The sequence below is a fragment of the Mesorhizobium sp. P160219 genome (genome assembly GCF_057786095.1).
The window spans coordinates 3,291,450-3,311,127 of sequence record NZ_JBYNWG010000001.1 but is presented as its reverse complement, the minus strand read 5'-3'; the positions used below and the strand labels follow the sequence as shown (position 1 = coordinate 3,311,127).

15 protein-coding genes are annotated in these 19,678 nt (G+C 63.7%); all 15 read right to left on the bottom strand.

Annotated features, from left to right (window positions below; genetic code table 11):
• Positions 1-68 precede the first annotated feature (68 nt).
• Entirely contained in the window at positions 69-761 is a 693-nt protein-coding gene (locus AC3EMP_RS15980) for a hypothetical protein (protein WP_155923581.1), read from the bottom strand.
• A gap of 32 nt (positions 762-793) precedes the next feature.
• Positions 794-1,972 (bottom strand): gluzincin family metallopeptidase, encoded by a 1,179-nt coding sequence (locus AC3EMP_RS15975; protein ID WP_023689836.1) that lies wholly within the window; start codon positions 1,970-1,972, stop codon positions 794-796.
• Between the two features lie 79 nt (positions 1,973-2,051).
• Complete coding sequence (locus AC3EMP_RS15970; protein ID WP_031244619.1) at positions 2,052-2,774, bottom strand: TfuA-like protein; 723 nt, start codon at positions 2,772-2,774, stop codon at positions 2,052-2,054.
• Between the two features lie 5 nt (positions 2,775-2,779).
• Entirely contained in the window at positions 2,780-3,934 is a 1,155-nt protein-coding gene (locus tag AC3EMP_RS15965) for a YcaO-like family protein (RefSeq protein WP_352710085.1), read from the bottom strand.
• A gap of 23 nt (positions 3,935-3,957) precedes the next feature.
• Positions 3,958-7,119: an AAA family ATPase gene (locus AC3EMP_RS15960; RefSeq protein WP_352668651.1), complete on the bottom strand. Its 3,162-nt coding sequence runs from the start codon at positions 7,117-7,119 to the stop codon at positions 3,958-3,960.
• A 302-nt stretch (positions 7,120-7,421) separates the two neighbouring features.
• On the bottom strand, positions 7,422-8,405 hold the full coding sequence (locus AC3EMP_RS15955) for a substrate-binding domain-containing protein (RefSeq protein ID WP_023689831.1): 984 nt from the start codon (positions 8,403-8,405) through the stop codon (positions 7,422-7,424).
• Positions 8,406-8,525: 120 nt separating this feature from the next.
• A complete protein-coding gene (locus AC3EMP_RS15950) occupies positions 8,526-9,578 on the bottom strand; it encodes an ABC transporter permease (RefSeq protein ID WP_031199588.1) in 1,053 nt (350 codons plus the stop codon).
• Entirely contained in the window at positions 9,578-11,095 is a 1,518-nt protein-coding gene (locus AC3EMP_RS15945; RefSeq protein ID WP_352519791.1) for a sugar ABC transporter ATP-binding protein, read from the bottom strand. Before AC3EMP_RS15945 ends, AC3EMP_RS15950 begins: the two co-directional genes overlap by 1 nt.
• Complete coding sequence (locus AC3EMP_RS15940) at positions 11,092-12,105, bottom strand: LacI family DNA-binding transcriptional regulator (protein WP_023814831.1); 1,014 nt, start codon at positions 12,103-12,105, stop codon at positions 11,092-11,094. The genes AC3EMP_RS15945 and AC3EMP_RS15940 overlap by 4 nt, the downstream gene beginning before the upstream one ends.
• 265 nt (positions 12,106-12,370) lie before the next feature.
• Positions 12,371-12,835 carry a GFA family protein gene (locus AC3EMP_RS15935; RefSeq protein WP_352710082.1) on the bottom strand — a complete coding sequence of 155 codons (465 nt, stop codon included), beginning with the start codon at positions 12,833-12,835 and terminating at the stop codon, positions 12,371-12,373.
• A gap of 31 nt (positions 12,836-12,866) precedes the next feature.
• Positions 12,867-13,403: a cysteine hydrolase family protein gene (locus AC3EMP_RS15930; protein WP_023747809.1), complete on the bottom strand. Its 537-nt coding sequence runs from the start codon at positions 13,401-13,403 to the stop codon at positions 12,867-12,869.
• Positions 13,404-13,482: 79 nt separating this feature from the next.
• Entirely contained in the window at positions 13,483-15,492 is a 2,010-nt protein-coding gene (locus tag AC3EMP_RS15925; RefSeq protein WP_352595794.1) for an amidase, read from the bottom strand.
• A gap of 233 nt (positions 15,493-15,725) precedes the next feature.
• Positions 15,726-17,108 carry an SEL1-like repeat protein gene (locus AC3EMP_RS15920; protein ID WP_352710080.1) on the bottom strand — a complete coding sequence of 461 codons (1,383 nt, stop codon included), beginning with the start codon at positions 17,106-17,108 and terminating at the stop codon, positions 15,726-15,728.
• Between the two features lie 80 nt (positions 17,109-17,188).
• Positions 17,189-18,796: a WD40 repeat domain-containing protein gene (locus AC3EMP_RS15915; RefSeq protein ID WP_352710077.1), complete on the bottom strand. Its 1,608-nt coding sequence runs from the start codon at positions 18,794-18,796 to the stop codon at positions 17,189-17,191.
• A 106-nt stretch (positions 18,797-18,902) separates the two neighbouring features.
• Positions 18,903-19,673 carry an exodeoxyribonuclease III gene (locus AC3EMP_RS15910; protein ID WP_023693779.1) on the bottom strand — a complete coding sequence of 257 codons (771 nt, stop codon included), beginning with the start codon at positions 19,671-19,673 and terminating at the stop codon, positions 18,903-18,905.
• Positions 19,674-19,678 lie beyond the last annotated feature (5 nt).

The window sequence follows — 19,678 nt, the reverse complement described above, 5'->3', positions numbered from 1 at the left end:
ACTGCATGGCAAACCTGCCAAGCAGGCGAGCCTTCTTGCCTTCAACCTTTGACAGGGAACATGAGAGACTAGTCGTTCAGCTTTCCGCCACGGTGTCCCATCGTCATCTTGGATGCGTACATCGTCGGTGAACGCTTGCCTGGAAGGTTCGCCTCGAGGACGATCTGTTCGACAAAGCCCTGGTTCATCTCCAACTCCACGCATTCGTTGAGCTTATCGACGAGCCAAACCGCGTAGCCTTCAGGTTCCTTGGCGTCAAATTCCGAATCGTCCGCCGGAATCTTGGGTTCCGGAAACGCCGGGATGATCATTATCTTGGGCTTTGGCAAATCGTAGGTATGTCCCTCATAGGCATAACCGACAATTATCCCGCACGATGTTTTCTGTTCTGGAGATGATCCGAGCATGAAGGTACTGCCTACCGTTGAAAGGACCGCAGCGCCAAAATTCTTCAGGTCGATCTTGAAATGGTAGGAGACTCTGATTGGTATTTTTGGAAATGGGATATTTCCATTTATTATATCTTGGCGGCCTTTGTTGCTGTCATACTTCTTCAATACTTCAAGTGCGTTGACATGTTGCTCGTCGGTGATAGGTTCCCCAGGCGCGGTTTCGACATACATGCCGGTGTCACCAAAGGGTGCTGGCGCACCGGGCACGCTGAGTCCAATTTCCGCCCCCAAGCCATAGAGCCTAACCTGTGTTGCGTTGTAAGCGCCTGACGGAAAGGTTAGTGTCGGTCGGTGATAGTCGTCGCTCATTTTCCTCGCTCCTTTTTGCTGCATCCTTCAGTTCACAAGATCTCCCGCCAGCTGAAATTCTCATCGAATTTTTCCGCGAGCATCGGCGCGACGCGATCGCTGGAGTCCACCACCAACGCCGCGGCCTTTTCGAACGACAGGTCGTCCGCATCGAGGCGTGGCCATGCCTGAGCAAGTGCGAGAGCCACCTCGTCCCTTGCTCTGATCAGCATGCTCTTGAACATGAAGGGCCGAGCGCGGAAGGCGCGGGACGTGAAATCCGAAATGCGCTGCATGTCGGATTGGTCGACATCCTTGATATCGATCCCCAGCAGCCGCTCGTCGGCCAACCCCTCGTGCACCAGTGCCGCGTGGTAGACGTGGACGATCGTGTCGAACACAGCCCCCGTGAATGGCCGTGACCTGTCATGGATTTCCGCCGTCACCTCCGACATGCGGCGTGCGTTGCTGGCGAGGCGGATCTGCCGATCGCCAGTCAGCTCGGCAATCCGGTTCAACTCATTGAGAACAAGCAGGTTGCCATTGCAGTGCCGCAGCAGCCGGTCCATGCCGCTGTCGAAATTCAGGAAGGACAAGAGCGAGACCAGATCCGAGCTGGCTTCGTGGAACGGTCCGAAATCGCCTTGAGTCAGGCCGCCAGTTGGTGTCCCGAACAGCGAAAACAAGATTGCGTGGCCGACCTCATGTGCGATCACATCGAAGTTGAGCGCATAGGGATAGTTGCCTCCGTCGATGCCGCGCTCTCGGCCGAGTTCCAGATAGCCATAGCCCGATTGCGCATTCTCCCAGTCGACGAAGGGGATGATTTCGAGCCGCTCGAACGTCTCGGCGAAATACCAGACAATCGGTTTGCCGAGGTAGCTTTCCCAGATGTCCAGCACGCGGCTGACCGAGGCGAAAGCGTGCGCAGAAAGGAACTGCCGCGAGGTCAAGGAAAGCTGATCGAAATGGCCGTCAAAGCCAGCCTGTGCAGGTGGAAAGGTTTCGCCGACAAACGGTGGCAGATAAGGGTAGTCGTAAGGCTCCTTGTCGAGGAGCGGATCGCGAACGTAGATGCGGTGATCTTCCGGGCCGGAGCGGATCAGATCGGGTGGAGTAGAAATCCATACTGTTTCGGGTGTTCCGTAACCCGAAAGGTGAGGGACCTGCGGGTAGACCAGGAACCGCGTACCCAGCACACCTTGCGCAACGGCACGATCGACCGCGTCCAATTGCTTGGCCCCCTCTGACGATGCCACGCTATCACGGTGCTTACGTTACGTAAATCGTCGGCCGCCAAGAGGTCAGGGCCTATAGCGCCAGCCCCGCATCATCCATATCCTTGGAGAAGGCCGTGGTTAGCTGTAATTCCGGCACGGGGTATGCTTTTTCAAATGCTTGCTCTCGCAAAAGTTCGAGTGCCCGCAGGGCATCTTGCTTTTTTTGCTGGACGAAAGCGGCGCCGAGCTCCCTGCACAATTTCTCGACGTCGTCCTTGCCGTCGTGCGCATCCCGGACCATCCGTGCCAGGGTGCGATCGCGAAAATTGACGGCCTGCGCCGCACCCTCGAGCCTCGCCTGCTGTTCGGGTGAAATCACGCCGCGCCGGCAAGCAGCACGAAGGGTCCGGCGCAGGTCAATCAGCGCATGCGTCAATTGAGCGAAATTCACCTCGGCCGGTCCATGCAATACCGCTACTGCGTCGTCGGGTGCAAAGGCGCAGCGGCGATACCATCGGTAGATAAGCCCGACGCCTTGCATATGGGGGAACAGCTCGGCTGCTCGAAGGGCACCCATGCTGGCCGCGCCGACGACATGAATGCCGCGGCTGAGGGCCCACAGGATTTCCTTGTGCCGAACCGCCGGCTCGGTCTGAAAACCGCCATCTATGAGAAGGATCGCACTCGGGTCGAAATGCTGCACGGCCGAAACGATCGAGCCTTGCACGGCCGGGGGAAGGCATACCGCATCGACGACCTTCAACGCGTCGGAATGGGACACGGTAGGGCCAGTGAAGACGAGTTTCGGGCGCATAATCCCTACCCCTGCAAGAGCGGCTGCAAGGCAGGGATGACAATCCTGACAACCGACAGGGCGTCGAACGGTTTCGTTCCCACCCGGATTAGGTGAACCGCATCGAACCCTCTCTCTTCGAGAATTGCCAAGAGGACCGACAGCCCGTCCGACGCCGTGTTGAACTTCTGCTCGGCGAACGCGCCGAAATCCACGCTGTGCGGGCCGTCGCGGAGGAGCCGGCGATGCGCTGCAATCACCTGCCGATCGGGGTATTTCGGATAGGACGCGCGCGTCAGGTCATCGCGCGCGCCCGAGATCGCCGCCAGACGGGCCTGGGCCGCTTCGTAGATGGCGTGCACCGCCGCGCCGGCGGGACTGAAACCGGCAGCCGAGCCATCAGCCGGATGATCCAAAAGGACCGTTTCTGTCGGTTCGTCTTCCAGCAGATGGCACCACACCACCGGTATGCCCAACGGCGACAAAGCTTGCCAAAGGCCAACCAGCACGTTCTTGGCCGCCAAAGTTTCCAGGAGATCGCGGAGCGACGGATCATCGATCGTCTCGGGATCGATGCGTTGACGGTGGAAAAACCCGTGGGTCCGGTATGCCGTGGCGATCGCGTCGCGTTCGATGCATTCAAGCATGCCATGAACGATGGCATCCGGCTCCGCGAAGCCTGCTGCCAAACCGCTCGTCGATGCCGCGAAAATGCCGTCATGGGGCAGCGACGGCAACACATAGGCGGTGTGCACGAGCTCGAACGGGACCAGGTCGCGGCTGCCGGTAAGAAGATTGTCTGCGGCTACCCACGCGGTCTCCCTGCCGCGCCATCCCGGCGCGGTGCCCCCTTGGAGATACCTTTCGAAACGATCTGGCGGGATGCCCAATTGATCGGCGCAGCCGACGACTGGTTCGAAATTCGCCACCTGCTCTGCAAAGAAGCTCTCGGCCGATTCCAGCATGGCCGATATCCCGGCTTGCACCAGGGTGGCGCCCTTGCCTTGCGCGACCGCGTTGGAGAGCGAGAAAGGTCTTGTCACCTGCACGACCGGGATGCCGAGCTGGTCGAGCCCGGTGATGTCGGCGATCCGCGTGATGCCCAGGCCTTCGCGCATCTTCATCAGCCTCGCCAGCGCCTCGTCGGGCGGCGGACCAAGGCGTTGATATCGCTCCAGCATCGCGGATGCTCTTGCAGGGCCCGCTAGTGCCGAACGGCCGATTCGGGATTGACGATCAGCGCGGCGCCCGGCTCGAGAGCGGATTTCGCACGTTCGACCCGATCGCGATAGCGCGACGACAGTTCAGGCGACAGGCCTGATGATTGAAGGGTCTCGTATGTACTGACGAGGAAAGGCACGGCACTTTGCTCCGCGGCTATGGCGATGCTCTTTTCGAGGGCAGCGATTACGTCCGCCTCCGCATCGCCCTGGAGAAGAAGTAGCTCCGCCCTTCGCCTGTAGAGCTCTGCCAGCCAGAAGCGGCTGCCGCCGGCCTCGGCCTGCGCCACAGCCGAGCCCAGCAACGCGAGCGCCTCATCGACCTCGGCAGTTCGTGTCAAAAGCTCTGCCAGCATGCCGCAATAGACCGGTTCGTCCTCAGGCGTCTGGAACTCGCCATGGAGGCCAAGGCCTTGCCGCATTTTCTCCCTGCCGCTCTCGACCTGGCCGGCGTTGCCGTCGCACCAGCCTTCGAAGATTTGCGCTGCGGCGGCGAGAGCGGGCATATAATGGCGCTCCGTCAAGTGGCGCAGATCCGCTATCACGCTTCGTAACCTCGAAAAATCTCGGCGATAGCAATGCAGCATCGCCTCGTTGAGATAGGCATGTGCGATGCTGCCGGCATGTCCGGTTTGCTGCGCCCAGCTCCTAGCTTCCGACATCGAATGGATCGCGCTTGCCGGCTTTCCGACAAACCAAAGCGACAAGGCGCGGTGGGCGAGCCCGCAGACCCTCGCGTCATGCCCGCCGAACAACGCAGCATTGGCTTTGCCCTGGCCGTGCTCATAGAGCGAAAGTCCTGCGTCGACTGCCGCGATGCAGCGGTCGTGGCGGCCAAGATTGAAGTCGATTGCCCACACGCAATGCCTGGCCTGGAGTTGCACTTCGGCATCCTCGACATCCCTGAGATCGCTGAGCACCACTTCCGCGCGCTCGCCGTCCATGACGGTATCCGTGAACCACCAGCCCCAGTAGATCGGGAACCACTTGGCCCGCTCGGCCACCGGCCGCCGCCGGGCTATCACCACGCCGTCCTCGTACAATTTGCGGGCGGGCCCCGAGTTCGGACCTTCGACAGCGGTCAGGATGGGACCGAGCACGATCATGGCCGATAGCCGCAGCGCGTCTCGCCTGTCGGCTGCCGCAACGTGCTCGCAGAGCGCCAATGCATGCTCGAGTATCTGCCTCGCTTCCGCCATTGCCGAGCGCGACGAGCTTTCCGTGCCTGCGATCACGAACTGAGCGATCGCGTCCTCCATAAGGCCTGCGCGCTCGGCGTGCTCGGCGACCTCGGCGGTGCTCAGCCACCCGGCCAGGTTTCGGTTGCGGCTCACCGCGGCAAACAGGTGGCGATGCAAGGCCTGCCGTTTCTTGCGCAGCGTTGCGTTGTAGATCGTCTCCTGGATAAGCGCATGGCGCACGCCATAGACCGGAACGCCAAAAGGCCGCACGCGGATCAGGAACCCGGCCTCGCTCAGTGAATCCAGCGCGTTTGTGATGATTTCGTCGTCGAGCTCCGGCAACAACGCGCGCAGCAATTCCTGATTGAAACGATTGCCCGCGACGGCCGCGGCGCGCGCGACTTCACGTGCCGGCCCTAGCGTTTCGAGCCTGGCCTCGATCACGCTTTCAAACACCGAGGCATGACTGCGCGTCGCGGTCTGCGCCAGCCGATCCGTTGCCGAGGCCGCGTTCTCGGCCATCCACTGGCAGATTTCTTCGATGAACAGCGGGACGCCTCCGGTCACGCGTTCCACCACGTCGAGCAATTCCGGGGAAGTTGAAGGCTTGCCTTGCGGCCACATGGCCGCGATCGCCAGCCGCGTTTGCTCGCGGTTGAGCGGCTTTAGCGAGATATGCCTTGGATTCGATGCTCCCAGCCAGCTCCCGGATTCAGGGCGCGTGGTCGCGATGACAAGCGCCCGGAAGTGACGGGCCGACTGTGCAAGCTCAGCCAACAATTGTCTAGACGTCAGGTCGATCCAATGGATGTCCTCGACCACCAGGACGATCGGTCCGCTGGCGCACAGGGCTTCGAGCGAGTGGCGAACCGCCCAATTGGCTTTCGCGCGCATCGCCTCGGCGTCGATTTCCTTAAGCATCGGATCGGCTCCCGCAGCGCCGAGCAGGAACGAGAAGACGTCTATGATTTCAGGATCGCGGACGTCATGATCGCGGAATACTTCTGCCACAGCGGCAGCGCTCAGCTGTCCTTCGTTGCCGGCGAAATCGCCGCGTACGTTCTGTAGCAGCGGATGCAGCGCCGAGCGCAAGCCGCCGGGCGTGCACTGGAAGAGCAGCAGTTTCGCGCGCTGGTGACGCGTGCGCCGGCGCACTTCGTGAAGAATGCGCGACTTGCCGATCCCGGCCTCGCCCTCGATCACCACCACGCCGCCGTTTCCTGCAACGGCGCTGTCCCATGCTTCGGCGATCGTGGCAAGTTCGGCCTCGCGATCGACGAGCGGACTGCTCAGCCGCCCGAAGGCGAAGAAGCGGTCGACCTCGCGCTTGTGACTCAGCGCGCGCCAGACCAGCTCCGGCTCGGCAAAACCCTTGATCGTATGGCTGCCCCTAAAGCTGAACACATGCGACCGTCGCGCCAGGTTGCGTGTCGCCTCCGAGACTAACACCGTATCCGGCTGCGCGATGGCCTGGAGCCGCGTGGCCATCGCGAAGGCAGGGCCGGTGACATTGTCACGACCCGTCTCGGCGTCACCCTTCTGGATCAGGGTCATCGATGTCGCGATTCCGACCCGGACATGCAAATCGGCGCGGCCTTGGTTCGAACCGACGCGCCTGCAGGCGTCGATGATTTCGAGCCCGGCCCGGATCGCCAGCGATGCCGCATCCTTGGCGTCTATTTCGGCAGGAAACAAAGCAACGCCGCCATCGCCGACCTCGACCTCTACGGCACCCGAGCACGACGCGACCGCCTGTCTCGCCGCCCGCTGGAAGGCTGATATCAGTTCCTCGAACTCTTCGATGTCCAGGATGCCAAGAAGGTCGGTCGATCCGACCAGGTCGTAGCAGAGCGCGGTCAGGATCCGGCGCTCATGCCGGGCTTCCGACGCATTGTTGCCGTTGCCGCCCAGAAAACCTGTTGCCACCGACGCCGCCGGCAACGCGACCGGACTCTTCTCCGACATGCTGGGATTTCCTCGCCGAGCACAGTGACGGCAATATTAGCAAAGTGCGATGCTGTTCACAAAACACTTGATCGGTGGGCAGGGCAGGAAAAAGCCGATGCTGGGATCATTATGGAGAGAAATGCTCACGGCGCAAACTCCCCATGGCGTTGACACCAACTGTGACCGCTTTTGGCGGGCGGCCGGGATGACTTCGATGACCGAGATGAGGCGCGAAGCGGCCGTTCCCATACGTTGCCGCAATGCAACAAGGCCCCTCGGGGCCTTGCGCATCACCTCAATAGACGCGCTCTGCCCGCCCCTCACTTCCCCATCAGCTGCTTGGCATTCTCGGCCGTGATCGCGGTGGTCTCCACCGTCACCGTCTTGTCCACCTCGGTCGCGCAATCGAGCAGGATCTTTTTCGACATCTCGATCGCTTCCTTGGCGCCCGTCGGGTAGGTGAAGGTTGCGACCCAGTCGCCCTTGGCCACCGCCTCGATGCCGCCAGCCGGGCCCGGCAGGCCGTCTGTGCCGATGATCTTGACGTCCTTGCCCGCCCCCTTGGCGGCGAGCAGCGCGCCGGCGGCCATCATGTCGTTGGAGGCGTAGAGCACCTTGATGTCGGGGTGCGCCTGCAGCATGGCGGCGAAGGCGACTTGCGCCTTGTCCGGCACCCAGTCGGCGGCCTGCTCGGCGACGATCTGGACCTTCGGGTTTCCCTTGACGCCTTCCTTGAAGCCGTTGAGGCGCTCGACGGCCGGCGTCGAGCTTGGCAGGCCTTGCAGCACCGCCGCCTCGCCGCCATCGGGCAGCAGGGTCTTGGCGGTGTACTTTCCGGCTTCCTCGGCGATCTTGAAATTGTCGCCGCCGATGAAGGCGGTGTAGTCCTTGCCGGGGTCGCCGACCGTCTTGCGGTCAAGCTCGATGACCGGGATGCCGGCATCCATGGCGCGCTTCACCGCCGGCGTCAGCGGTGCGGCCTCGAAGGGCGAGATCAAAAGGATATCGACCTTCTGGGTGATGAAATTGTCGACCTGCGAGGTCTGCGTGTTGACGTTGCCGGCGCCGTCGGCGATCTGCAGCGTGAAGCCGGGCACTTCCTTGGCCGCCGCCTCAAGCTCGTCATTGACGTGCTGGCGGTAGGGCTCGGCATTGTTGGCCTGCGAAAAGCCGATGACGAACTGGCCGTCCTTTGCGCAGGCTTTCACCAGCGGCTCGGCGGCGTAAGCGGAGCCTGCAATGCACAGGCCAGCGCCTGCCAGCAGGACGGCCTTGAGGGTCGATCCTCTTAGTGTCGTTTTCATAACTCACTCTCCTCCTCGTCTGGCCGGGGGGCCAGACCTTGGTTTGACGTTCACGTGTTGCCGTCTCCTCCTTGTTTGTTGGTGCATGTCGTCATCGCAAAACCTTTTGCGCGACATGCACTAACGACCCAACCCCTCGCGGCGGCGAACGAGGGACTGAAGCACTGCCGCCAGGACGATGATCGCGGCGGTCGCGAGCAGCTGCATGGCGGGCGTGATGTTGTTGAGCTGCAGGATGTTGGCGAGCGCGCCCAGCATGATGGTGCCCGCAACGGTGCCGACCATCGAGCCGGCGCCGCCAAACAGGCTGGTGCCGCCGATGACCACGGCGGCTATGGCCGTCAGCTCATAGCCCATGCCGTCATTGGCGCTGCCGAAATTGAACTGGCCGGCATGCACGATGCCGGCAAGGGCGGCGGCAAAGCCGGTGATGGCGTAGACGGAGATTTTCACCATCGAGACCGGCACGCCGGATATGCGCGCGGCGCGCTCATTGCCGCCGACGGCAAAGACATAGCGGCCGAAGCGCGTGGTGTTGAGGACGATGGTGGCGATCGCGGCAAAGACGACGAACACAAGCGTCGCCACCGGCACGGTGTTGTTGAACAGCCGCTCGCCCAGCACGGCGAACACCGGCGGCGCCAGGCCCGGCCCTTCGCCATAGGAAATGTTGATGTACTGGTTGCCGGAGACGACCAGCGCCAAGCCGCGCGCGGCCTGCAGGCCAGCCAGCGTGACGATGAACGGTTCCAGCCTGAAACGCGTCGAGATGGTGCCCTGGATGGCGCCGAAGACGATGCCCAAAGCGAGCACGGCGAGGATGGTGGGGATCAGGCCGAAGCCGCCGGAGATCATCATCGATGCGGTGACGACGCTGGACAGGCCAAGCACCGCGCCGACGGAGAGGTCGATGCCGGCGGTGATGATGACGAAGGTCATGCCGATGGCGATGATGCCGGTCTCCGACACCGCGCGCACGATGTTGGCGATGTTGTCGGGGTTGAGGAACAGGATCTCGCCGTGGCGGCGCGGCGAGAAGATGATGCCGCCGATCGCCACCAGCACCAGGCCGATCAGGCTCTGGAAGCGCACGATCAGCGCCAGCGGGTCGCGATGCTTTTGCGCTGCTGCTGTGACTGGGCTTGCTGCCACGGAAATCTTCTCGTCAGACATCAGGCCTCCCTGCCGTTAGCCGCGGCAAGCACCGTGTGCTCGTCGACGCCGCCCAAAAATTCCGCCACATTGCGCCCCTGGCGCAGCACCACGATGCGGTCGCACAGACCGATCAGCTCCGGCATCTCGCTGGACGCCACCAGAATGCCCAGCCCTTGCGCGGCGAGTGCCCTGAGCCGCTGGTAGATCTCGCCCTTGGCGCCGACATCGACGCCGCGTGTCGGCTCGTCGAGAAGCAACAGGCGCGGGTTGCCGAGGATTTCCTTGGCCAGCACCACCTTCTGCTGGTTGCCGCCCGAGAGCGCGCCGACGGCGATATCGGGGTTCTTCGGCCGGATATCGAACTGACCGAAGGATTCCTTCACCGCCTCGGCCTGGCGGCGCGGCGAGACCAGCCAGTTCGGCGAGATTCGGGATATGACCGACATCACCAGATTGAGGCCGACGGCCATGCGCAGCATCAGGCCCGAGCCCCGGCGGTCGTCGGTGACGAAGGCGATGCCGGCGTGGCGGGCAGCGCTGATCGAATCCAGTTTCACCGGCTTGCCGCCGACAGCGACCTCGCCCTCCCAGCGGCCGGACAGGCCGGTGCCGTAGAGCGCGGACAACAGTTCGGTGCGCCCTGCCCCCATAATGCCGGCCAGGCCGACGATCTCGCCTTCATGGACATCGAGCGAAACGCCTTGCGGCGCCTGCCAGCCGGCGCTGTCGCGGGCGAGCTTGAAGCTGGCGTTCCTCAGGCTGAGCAGCGGCTTGCCCGCGGCCTTGGCGCGTTGCGGATAGAGTTCGTCCAGCGGACGTCCGACCAGCAGCCTGACCAGCTCGGCCTGCGGCGCGTGCGGCTCGGTGATGCCGGCGACACGGCCGTCGCGCATTACCGTCACCCGGTCGGCAATGCCGGGCACTTCCTCCAGCCGGTGCGAGATGTAGACGATGCCGACGCCGGTGGCGGCGAGCTTGCGCATGATATCGAACAGCCGCTCGACTTCGCCGACGGTGAGTGCGGCCGTCGGCTCGTCCATGATCAGCACGCGGGAGGCGTAAGACAGCGCCTTGACGATCGCCACCACCTGGCGCTGGCCGATCGACAGATCCGCCACCATGGCGGCCGGATCGATGGCGATCTCGATGGCTTCCAGCCGCTTCTTGGCCTCGCGGCGCATTGCCGGCACGTCGAGGAAGCCGCCCGGACGCATCAATTCGCGGCCGAGGAACAGATTGGCGGCGACATCGAGCGACGGCACCAGGTCGAGCTCCTGGAAGATGGTGGCGATGCCGGCCGCTTGCGCCTCACGCGGGTTGTTGAAACGCACGGGTTTGCCGTCGATCTCGATGATGCCTTCGTCCGGCGTGTAGACGCCCGACAACAGGTTCATCAGCGTCGACTTGCCGGCGCCGTTCTCGCCGAGCAGCGCGTGGATCTCGCCCGCCTTGAGGTCGAAGTCGACGCCGCGCAGCGCCTGCACGCCGCCGAAGCGTTTGACGGCGCCCGTCATCACCAGCAGCGGCGCGGTCATGTTAGCCTCGTGTGGGTCGGCCTCCCGCAGGAGGCGCGCGCCCGCAGCGTCGCCTGCAGCCGCACCGAACGTGGCTCTGAACCGGTCGCCGCGATGCGGGCGCTGAGCAGGGCTGCCGCCTGCCTGCCTATCTCGGTGCAGGGCTGCGCGACCAGCGTCAGGCGCGGCTCGAAGCAATCGGCCCATTCGAAATCGTCGAAGCCGGCCAGCGACAGATCGCCCGGAATGGTGAGGCCTTTTTCGCGGATGGCGCGGACGGCTCCGATCGTCGTCATGTTGTTGCCGGTGACCAATGCGGTTGGTGGAGACGGCAGGGACAGGATGGCGTGGGTGGATGCGGTCGCCGCCGCCGTGTCGACATTCTCGGCCGAGAGATAGCGCGGCACGCACTCAAGTCCATTGGCGGCGAGCGAAGCCTGGAACGCCTCGATGCGCTCGCGCGTCGTCGTCAGGCCCGGCTGTCCGGCGATATAGCCGATGCGCTTGTGGCCGAAGGAGGCGACATGGTCGATCAGCGCGCGCATCGACGTTTCGTTCTCGACGCCAATCTGGTCGAAGCGCTGGTCGGCGAAACGGTCGATCAGAACGCATGGCATCTTCTTGTCGGCGAGATAGTCGATGGCCCGCTGCGGCGAGCCCGAGGGCGCCAGGATGACGCCGTCGACGCGGCGCTGATGAAAAGCGCGCACCACCTGCAGTTCGCGGTCGGGATCTTCCTGGGTGTCCGACAGGAAGACCATCAGCCCGAGCCGCGCGCATTCGGCCTCGACCGCGCAGATGATGTCGGTGAAATAAGGGTTGGAGATCGCCGAGATGGCCAGGCCGACGCTGTTGGTGGTCGAGGCCTTCAGCGAGCGCGCCAGCTCGTTGGGCTGGTAGCCCATGGCGGCAATGGCGTCGTTGATCAGCCTCGCCTTTTCCAGCGAAACGAAGCGCGTGTTGTTGACGACATGCGAGACCGTCGACACCGACACGCCGGCGCGCCGCGCCACTTCAGCCATTGTCGGCAAGACTTATCAGCGCCTGCAAGCGCTCCTCCCGATGCGTTTTCCGTCCGCTCTGATGGCGGATTTTAAGGGAGCTTAGGGCCATCGAAACGTTTGCGCAATCGATTCGATGCAAATTTTTAGCGGGGCTTATCTCCCCCCTCGAGGGGGAGATGTCGCCGAAGGCGACAGAGGGGGTCGCCGCGCGTGAAGCGCCAACCTTCCATCTGCAGCAAGGACGTCGAGCCCAGTCGCACCGACCCCCTCTGGCCTGCCGGCCATCTCCCCCTCAAGGGGGGAGATTCGCGGTTTCACCGAACTCAGCCACCAGCCCCTCATATTCCTCAAAGGCCGGCAGCGCCTCGTAACTGTGCACCGCAGGCGTGGTTGCCCAAGGCAGCTTCTCGCTGGTCCATGTCTCGATGAACGGCGTGAACCAGCCGGGCTCGTCGAGCATGGTCGGACGCAGATTGACGAACCAGTCGAGCCCTTCGGGGCGCGTGAACATCCAGCTCATGCAATAAGGGCAGAAGTAATGACGCGAGGCGCCGTGCAGCCCGCCGATCACCGGCTCGCCTTGCATGATTTCGAAGCCGTCCGAGGGAATGGCGGCGCTCAGTGAATAGGCGCTGGCCGACATGCGCTGGCAGCCGATGCAATGGCAAGCCATGGTCAAAAGCGGTTTTGCGGAAATCTTTAGCCGCACACGTCCGCAGCGGCATCCGCCTTCGGCCGGCAATTTCAGGGTTGGCACGGCAGTCTCCCACTCTTCGAAGCGCGGTGCTTCAGTCGCCGGTCAGCGCCTTCGTCGTCACCAGCGTGACGCCGGCATCGGTGAAGTCCGCATTGTACCGGGCGATGATCTCGGTCGCGGTTTCGCCTTCAGTGTCCAGCGTCGAGTGCGCATCGGAAACGACAGTGACGCCGAAGCCTTCGGCCAGGGCGCCCTCAACGGTGCCGGCGATGCAGAAATCGGTTTGCGCTCCGGCAAGCACGACTTCGCCGACCCCTTGCCCGGCCACCCAGGCGCCAAGCTCGGCATTCGAGAAGGCGTTGCGGACGGTCTTGGAGAATGTCGGCTCGTCCTTGGCCTGGCCGAGTTCCGGCCATACCGGCCAACCCGGCTCGCCGGGCGCCAGCGGATCGCCGGCCGGCCCGTCATGCCTGACGAAAGCAACCTTGCGCCCCTCGCGCCGCGCCCAGTCGATCAGCGAGCAGGTACGCTCGGCTATGCCAGGCGCATCGTGGATCGGCGGCTCGACGCGGCCGTCGAACATGTTGGTCTGGAGGTCGATGACGATGAGGGGAGCGAGGTTTGGCATGGCGCGAAGATAACGCGGGCGATGGGAGGGTCAAGACGGCGAAGCTGCTGATCTCCCCCTTGGGGAGATTACATGTACCTCACCCGATTCCACCCGCGACCACGTAAGCACCAGCCGTGCGTCCATCCTCCAGCCGGATGACGGCCGTAACGATCGAGCCGTAAGCGCCTCGCCACACACTGTGCATTCTTTCGTGCTCGCCGGCGGGCACCAGGATGCGACCGTGAAAGCTTGTGCCGCTGCGCCGCAGAGCGACCGGTTCGCCATTGACGTGAACCTTGACGCCAGCGGTCTCCGCATCGAGTTCAACCGTCACGGCGATCTCGGCCTGGTCTCCTCGCCGCGTCGTCTCGGCAACAAGCGTAAGCCTCGGCGCCGGCGCATCGCTGGCCCGCAATCCACCAGGCCGCCCCGCAAACGCATCGTCCGGCAATTCCGGCGTGCGCGGCGGGCTGGTGCGGCGTTGGGTGGCGCGCTCGTAATCGCCGGCGAGCCGCAGCAACTCCGCATCATCATAGGCCTTGCCCGCAAAGGTCAGCCCGACCGGCATGCCGATATCGGCCATCGTTCCCATAGGCACGGTGACGGTCGGAATGCCGAGATGACGCCACACCAGATTGCCATTGGCGACCCAGGTGCCGTTGCGCCAGGCGATTTCTGCAGAGGTCTGGTTGACGTCGGCGCTGGCCGGCCCGACATCGGCGACCGCCGGCAGCACGACGGCGTCGAGCCTGTGCTCGTCCAGCCAGTCCTCGAAGTCGATGCGCCGCGTCGCCTCCAATCCCTTCAGACCTTCCGCCAGCGTTGGGATATCCAGCAATGGCATCACGCCCTGCTTGACGCTCGTGACGTAGTCGGCCAGATCGAAACCGTCGTCGCCATAGCGGTCCGGCAGCGCGCCCGGCGGCTGCGGGAAAATCTTTGGGCCGTCGACCGCAGCCAGATCGGGGATCGCCGGATCGGCATTTGCGCGCAGGAAATCGTCCCAGCCCCAGATGCAGAGATCCCAGATTTCGCGCTCTGCGAATGCTTCCGGCACCAGCCCGCGTTCGACCATGGTTTTTGTGCCCGGACGGTCGCGCTCATAGTTCGAGACGACGGGGAAATCGACCTCGACCACCTCCGCGCCGAGCTTTTCCAGATCACGCGCCGCCTGCCGCCAGAGGTCGAGCACCGAGGCGCGGGTCTCGATGGGTTTGGGCGCGCCGCCGTCGCGGCAAATATACATTTTCGGCACGCCGAGGCGTTTGCCTTGTAATGAGCCTTGCAGTTGGAGCGCAGTGTAGCTTGGCGGCCTGAGAGCAGCGCTTTTCGCGATCGACACCCAGGGCTGCACACGCCAGAAATCGCCGCGCGTCTCGGTATCGTCGGCGACGATCACGTCGAGCAGCTCCAGCATGTCGGCAATGCCGCGCGTGTGCGGCACCACCACATCCATGGTCGGCACCAGCGGCCAGTTGCCCCTGACCGAAATGACGCCGCGCGACGGCGTGTAGGCGACAAGTGCATTGTTGGACGCCGGCGCGCGGCCGGAAGACCATGTCTCCTCGCCCAGCCCGAAAGCGGCAAAGCTGGCGGCGGTGGCCGTGCCCGAGCCGTTGGACGAGCCGGAAGCGAAGGCGGCGGTCAGGTAATCTGCATTGTAGGGGCTTTCGGCCCGGCCATAGACGCCGCGCTGCATGCCGCCATTCGCCATTGGCGGCATGTTGGTCAGCCCGATCAGCACAGCACCACCGGCCCTCAGCCTGGCAATGGTGAAAGCGTCCTCATTGGCGACGAGATGCTCGAAGGCGGGCGAGCCGGCGGCCACCGTCAGGCCCTTCACCTTATAGCTGTCCTTGGCGGTGTAGGGGATGCCGTCGAGCGGCCCGAGGGTGGCGCCATTGCGCCGCCGCAGGTCGGACGCCGCCGCCTCCTCGAACATTGCCGGGTTAAGCACCGGCACGGCATTGAGCGCGATGCCATGGCGGTCGTAGTGCGCGATGCGCCTGAGATAAGCGCCCACCAGCTCGACGCTGGTGACGGTGCCGTCTTCGAGGGCATGCCGCAGATCGGCAATCGAGGCTTCGACGATGTGGAGGTTGGGCATGGGATTCTCGAGATGCAGCGGCAAATAAGTCTTCGCATCGTGCGATGCGAGTGTCATGCCTCAAACGGAAGGCGTGACGGCGACGCTGCTGGTCTCCCCCCAATTTAGGAGATGGGCCGGTAGGCATAAGTGGCCTCCGAAATTGACTGATGAAAGACAGTTTTGGTGTCCGCTGCCGATGTCCGTTATATGACACGATCTCGGCGATTTCAGCGGAGTTGCCTGACCTCAGCTCACAGCGTCTTGCTGTCGAACTGGCCTTTTTCCTTCATCATTTCGAGGAAGATCCTGGCCTCGGCGTTTCCGTGGCTTGCCGATGTGGAAAACCACTTGGCAGCTTCCGGATAGTTCGGCTTGCCGTCGATGCCGGTGTAATAAAGCTTGCCAAGGTTGAGTTCTGCTTCGACATTTCCCACCTTGGCTGCCTCCAGCAACCAGAATTCGGCGGATTTGTCATCCTTGGCTATCCCTCTGCCGCGGGCATAGGCAACAGCCAGGTACAGTTCAGACGAAACGTCCCCCTGCTTTGCGGCCTTGAGCCACCACGAAACGGCATCAGCGTCGCTCTGGGTCAGTCCGGCGCCCGTCCAATATGCAAGGCCGAGGTTCGCCTGCGCATAAGCGTCTCCCTGGCTCGCCGCCTTCAGCCACCAGGACGATGCTTCGGCATCACTTTTGGCAGTGCCCTTGCCCGTAGCATAGGCATAGGCCAGCGCAGACTGCGCCGGGACATTGTCCTGTTCCGCCGCCTTGACCAACCAGGCGAACGACTGGGCGTCGTCCTTGCCGATGCCTTTTCCCAATTCATACGCGTTTGCTAAGGAGTATTGCGCTTCCGGCACACCGGCGACCGCGGCCTTCATCCACCATTCGAAGGCCAGGCGGTCATCCTGACCGACGCCGTGGCCAAGCGAATACAGCGTGCCCAACAGAGACTGGGCACTCGGCTCACCCTTGTCGACCGCCTTTCGCACCCACGTCACGGCGAGCTGATCGTCCTTCTCAACGCCTTCACCGAGATAATAGGACCGACCGATGCAGTAGGCAGCTTCGGTACTGCCGCCATCGGCTGCCTTGCGCCACCAGGAGAGAGCTTGCTCATAGCTTTGCGGAACACCTTGGCCCTGCGCGTACAGGGTGCCGATGGCATAGTAACCATTCGCGTTGCTCTTGTCGGCCGACTGTGTGGCAAATTTTAACGCCAGTTGGTCGTTTCTTTCGACACCTCGGCCATGGGAATAGGCCTGGGCGAGCAAGGATGCCGCATCTGCATTTCCTTGCTCGGCTGCTTTGCCCCACCAGTAGGTCGCCTGCCTGTCATTTTGGGCAATACCCTGGCCACGCCAGTACATTAATCCCAGATTGTACTGTGCGTCAGCATTTCCCATGTCGGCCAGCACGGAGATCTGATGGAATTGCTCGCGATAATCCTTTGCCAGGACAGCCGCTTGAATCTTCTTAATGGCTGACCACTGCACATAGTAATTTCGGCCAGGCCCGAGCAGCACAAAAGCCGCCAGCAACACCAGAACGACGGTAAGGACCCCTCGGCGACGCGACTTGGGCGGGCTGTAGACAGGTGTATCCACTTTGGGCGCCCAGTCGTTGTTGCTCACCGTCCCCAATCCATTTGCAGCCACCAGTAATCCATAGCGCAAGCCAGGCCGTTCTGGAATATCCAAAGCATTTGATGTCGCTACTGCGGTGCGCCGGCGAACAGGATTTCGCCATCGCCGCCAGCCGCCGGCCAATCCCTGATGGTGCGATCGTCGCCGCCGGTGACCAGTGTGCCGTCGGTGGCGAAGGCAACGGCGTAGATCGGGCCGGTGCGGCTGTCGAACATGGCGATCTGGCCGCCGGTGCCGACATCCCACAGCCGCGCCGTGCCGTCGAGCGAGCCGGAGGCCAGGCGCTTGCCGTCGGCCGACAGCGCCAGCGTATAGACGGTGCCTTCGTGACCCTCGAAGCGGCGCAATTCCCTAAACGTGTCGAGGTCCCAGAGCTTGATCGTGTAGTCGCCGCTGCCGGTGACGACATGATGGCCGTCGGCGGTGAAGACGGCGCCGTAAGTGCCCTGCTCGTGGCCGTGCCAGCTGCGCAATTGCTTGCCGCTTTCGACGTCCCAGAATTTCAGCGTGCCGTCGATGGAGCCGCTCAGCGCGCGCGTGCCGTCGGGCGAAATTGCGACCGTGCTGATCGGCCAGTCATGTCCGGTCATCACATGCAGCACCGATTTGTTGACGAGATCCCAGACGATGACGTTGCCGGTGTCGTGGCCACTGACGGCGCGCTTGCCGTCCGGGCTGATCGCCAGCTTACGCACGCCGCCATTCGCGCCCGACGAGAAGACATGCAGCACCGCGCCGTCGGCAAGCTTTCGCAGCACGATCTCGCCATCGTCGCCGGCGGTCAGCGCGGTTGCGCCGTCGGGCATGAACAGCGCCGTGCGCGCCATGTCCTTGTGTTCACCAAGGTTGCGGATCAGCCGCTTGCCGGCGATGTCCCAGAGCTTGATCATGTGGTCGGTGCTGGCGCTCATGACGTCGCGGCCATCGGCCGAGACGGCGAGCCAGACGACGGCGTCGCGGTGGCCGTCGGGCTCGGTCGGCAGCGTCGGCGGAGGCGGCGGCAACGGCGCGACGGTCTGAGGTGGCGTGGCCGGAGCCGGCGGTGGAGCAGTCTCCGGTGGCGGTGTCGCCGGAGCGAGTGCGACTTGTGGCGGCTGAGGGGGAGCAGCCGGAGGCGTAGGCTGCGCCGGCTCGGGCGGTTTGGCTGCCTGCACCGGCGGAGTTGGCTCGGGCGGCATGGTGACCTGCGGCGAACTCGGCGGGGCCGGTGGCGTCGCCAGGGCCGGCGGGACACCGTCGATGCCCTGGTTCTTCGGCTCGGCTTTGGGTTCGTTCGGGGCGGCTACCTCAGCGCCCGGGCCGGCGTCACGCGCCCAAGGGAAGTGGTCGGCCAGCAGCGCCAACACGGCGAGCACCGGCAACATGAGGAAGGCGCGCCGCAGACCGGGGCGGCCCTTTGGGTCGATCTCGGCGTCGCGGCCAAAAAGCGGCGTTCCAGCAGGCTGGCTTCGCCGACCCGGCAGCAGTCCGGCCCAGAACAACAGGGCGCCAAGCAGGCAAAGCCCGCCGACGGTCAGGAACACCACGGGCTGCAGCGTGGCTGGGCCGTGCAGCATGTGGTCGATCCCGCTCCAGCTGAAATCTCTGTCGCCGAGCAGCAGATACGCCCGCACCAGACAAGCCAAAGCGGCCGCCAGCAGCGGAAGCGCAAACAGCCTTTCGGCCAACCTGTCCATCGGACTCCCCCTCCGGTGCCGCACCTTGCTCATCATGCGGCCGCCGCAGCGAAACAAATAGCGCAAAACTGCGCCCACGAAAGTGGGCGCGATCACGCAGCCAAATTCACTTCAATTCGACCCATACCGGCGCGTGGTCGCTGGCGCCGTCCTCACCTCTGACATCGCGGTCGATGCCGGCAGCGGTGAGGCGGCGCGCCAGTTTCTTCGACAGCAAGATGTGGTCGAGCCGCAGCCCGGCATCGCGCAGCCAGCGGTTGCGGCGATAATCCCAGAATGTGTAGAGCGTTTCCTTCGGATGCTTCTTGCGGAGCGCATCGGTCCAGCCCTGCTCGAGCAGACGCTGGAACGACGCCCGGCTTTCCGGCTGCACCAGCGCGTTGTCGTCATAGGAGCGGGTGGCGTAGATGTCGCGCGGCTCGGGCACGATATTGTAGTCGCCGACCAGCGCCACCGGCAGGCCAGTGTCGAAGAGTTCTGCGGCATGCGCCTCCAGCCTTTCATGCCAGGCCAGCTTGTACTGGAATTTCGGCCCCGGCTGCGGGTTGCCGTTGGGCGCGTAGACACAGGCGATGACGATGCCGTTCACGGCCGCCTCGATGTAGCGGCTCTGCTTGTCGGCGGTATCGCCGGGCAGGACGTCACAGGTCAGCACCGGCTCGGACCCGCGCGCGAGTATCGCGACGCCATTCCAGGTCGGTTCGCCCTTCCACACCGCGCCATAGCCGGCCGCCGCAAGCGCCGTGCGCGGAAACTGCAGGTCGCGCGCCTTCAGCTCCTGCAGGCAGACGACATCGGGCTTGGCTGCCGCCAGCCACGCCAGCAGGTTTTGCAGCCGGCTGTTGACGTTGTTGATATTGAAGGTGGCGATTTTCATTTGGC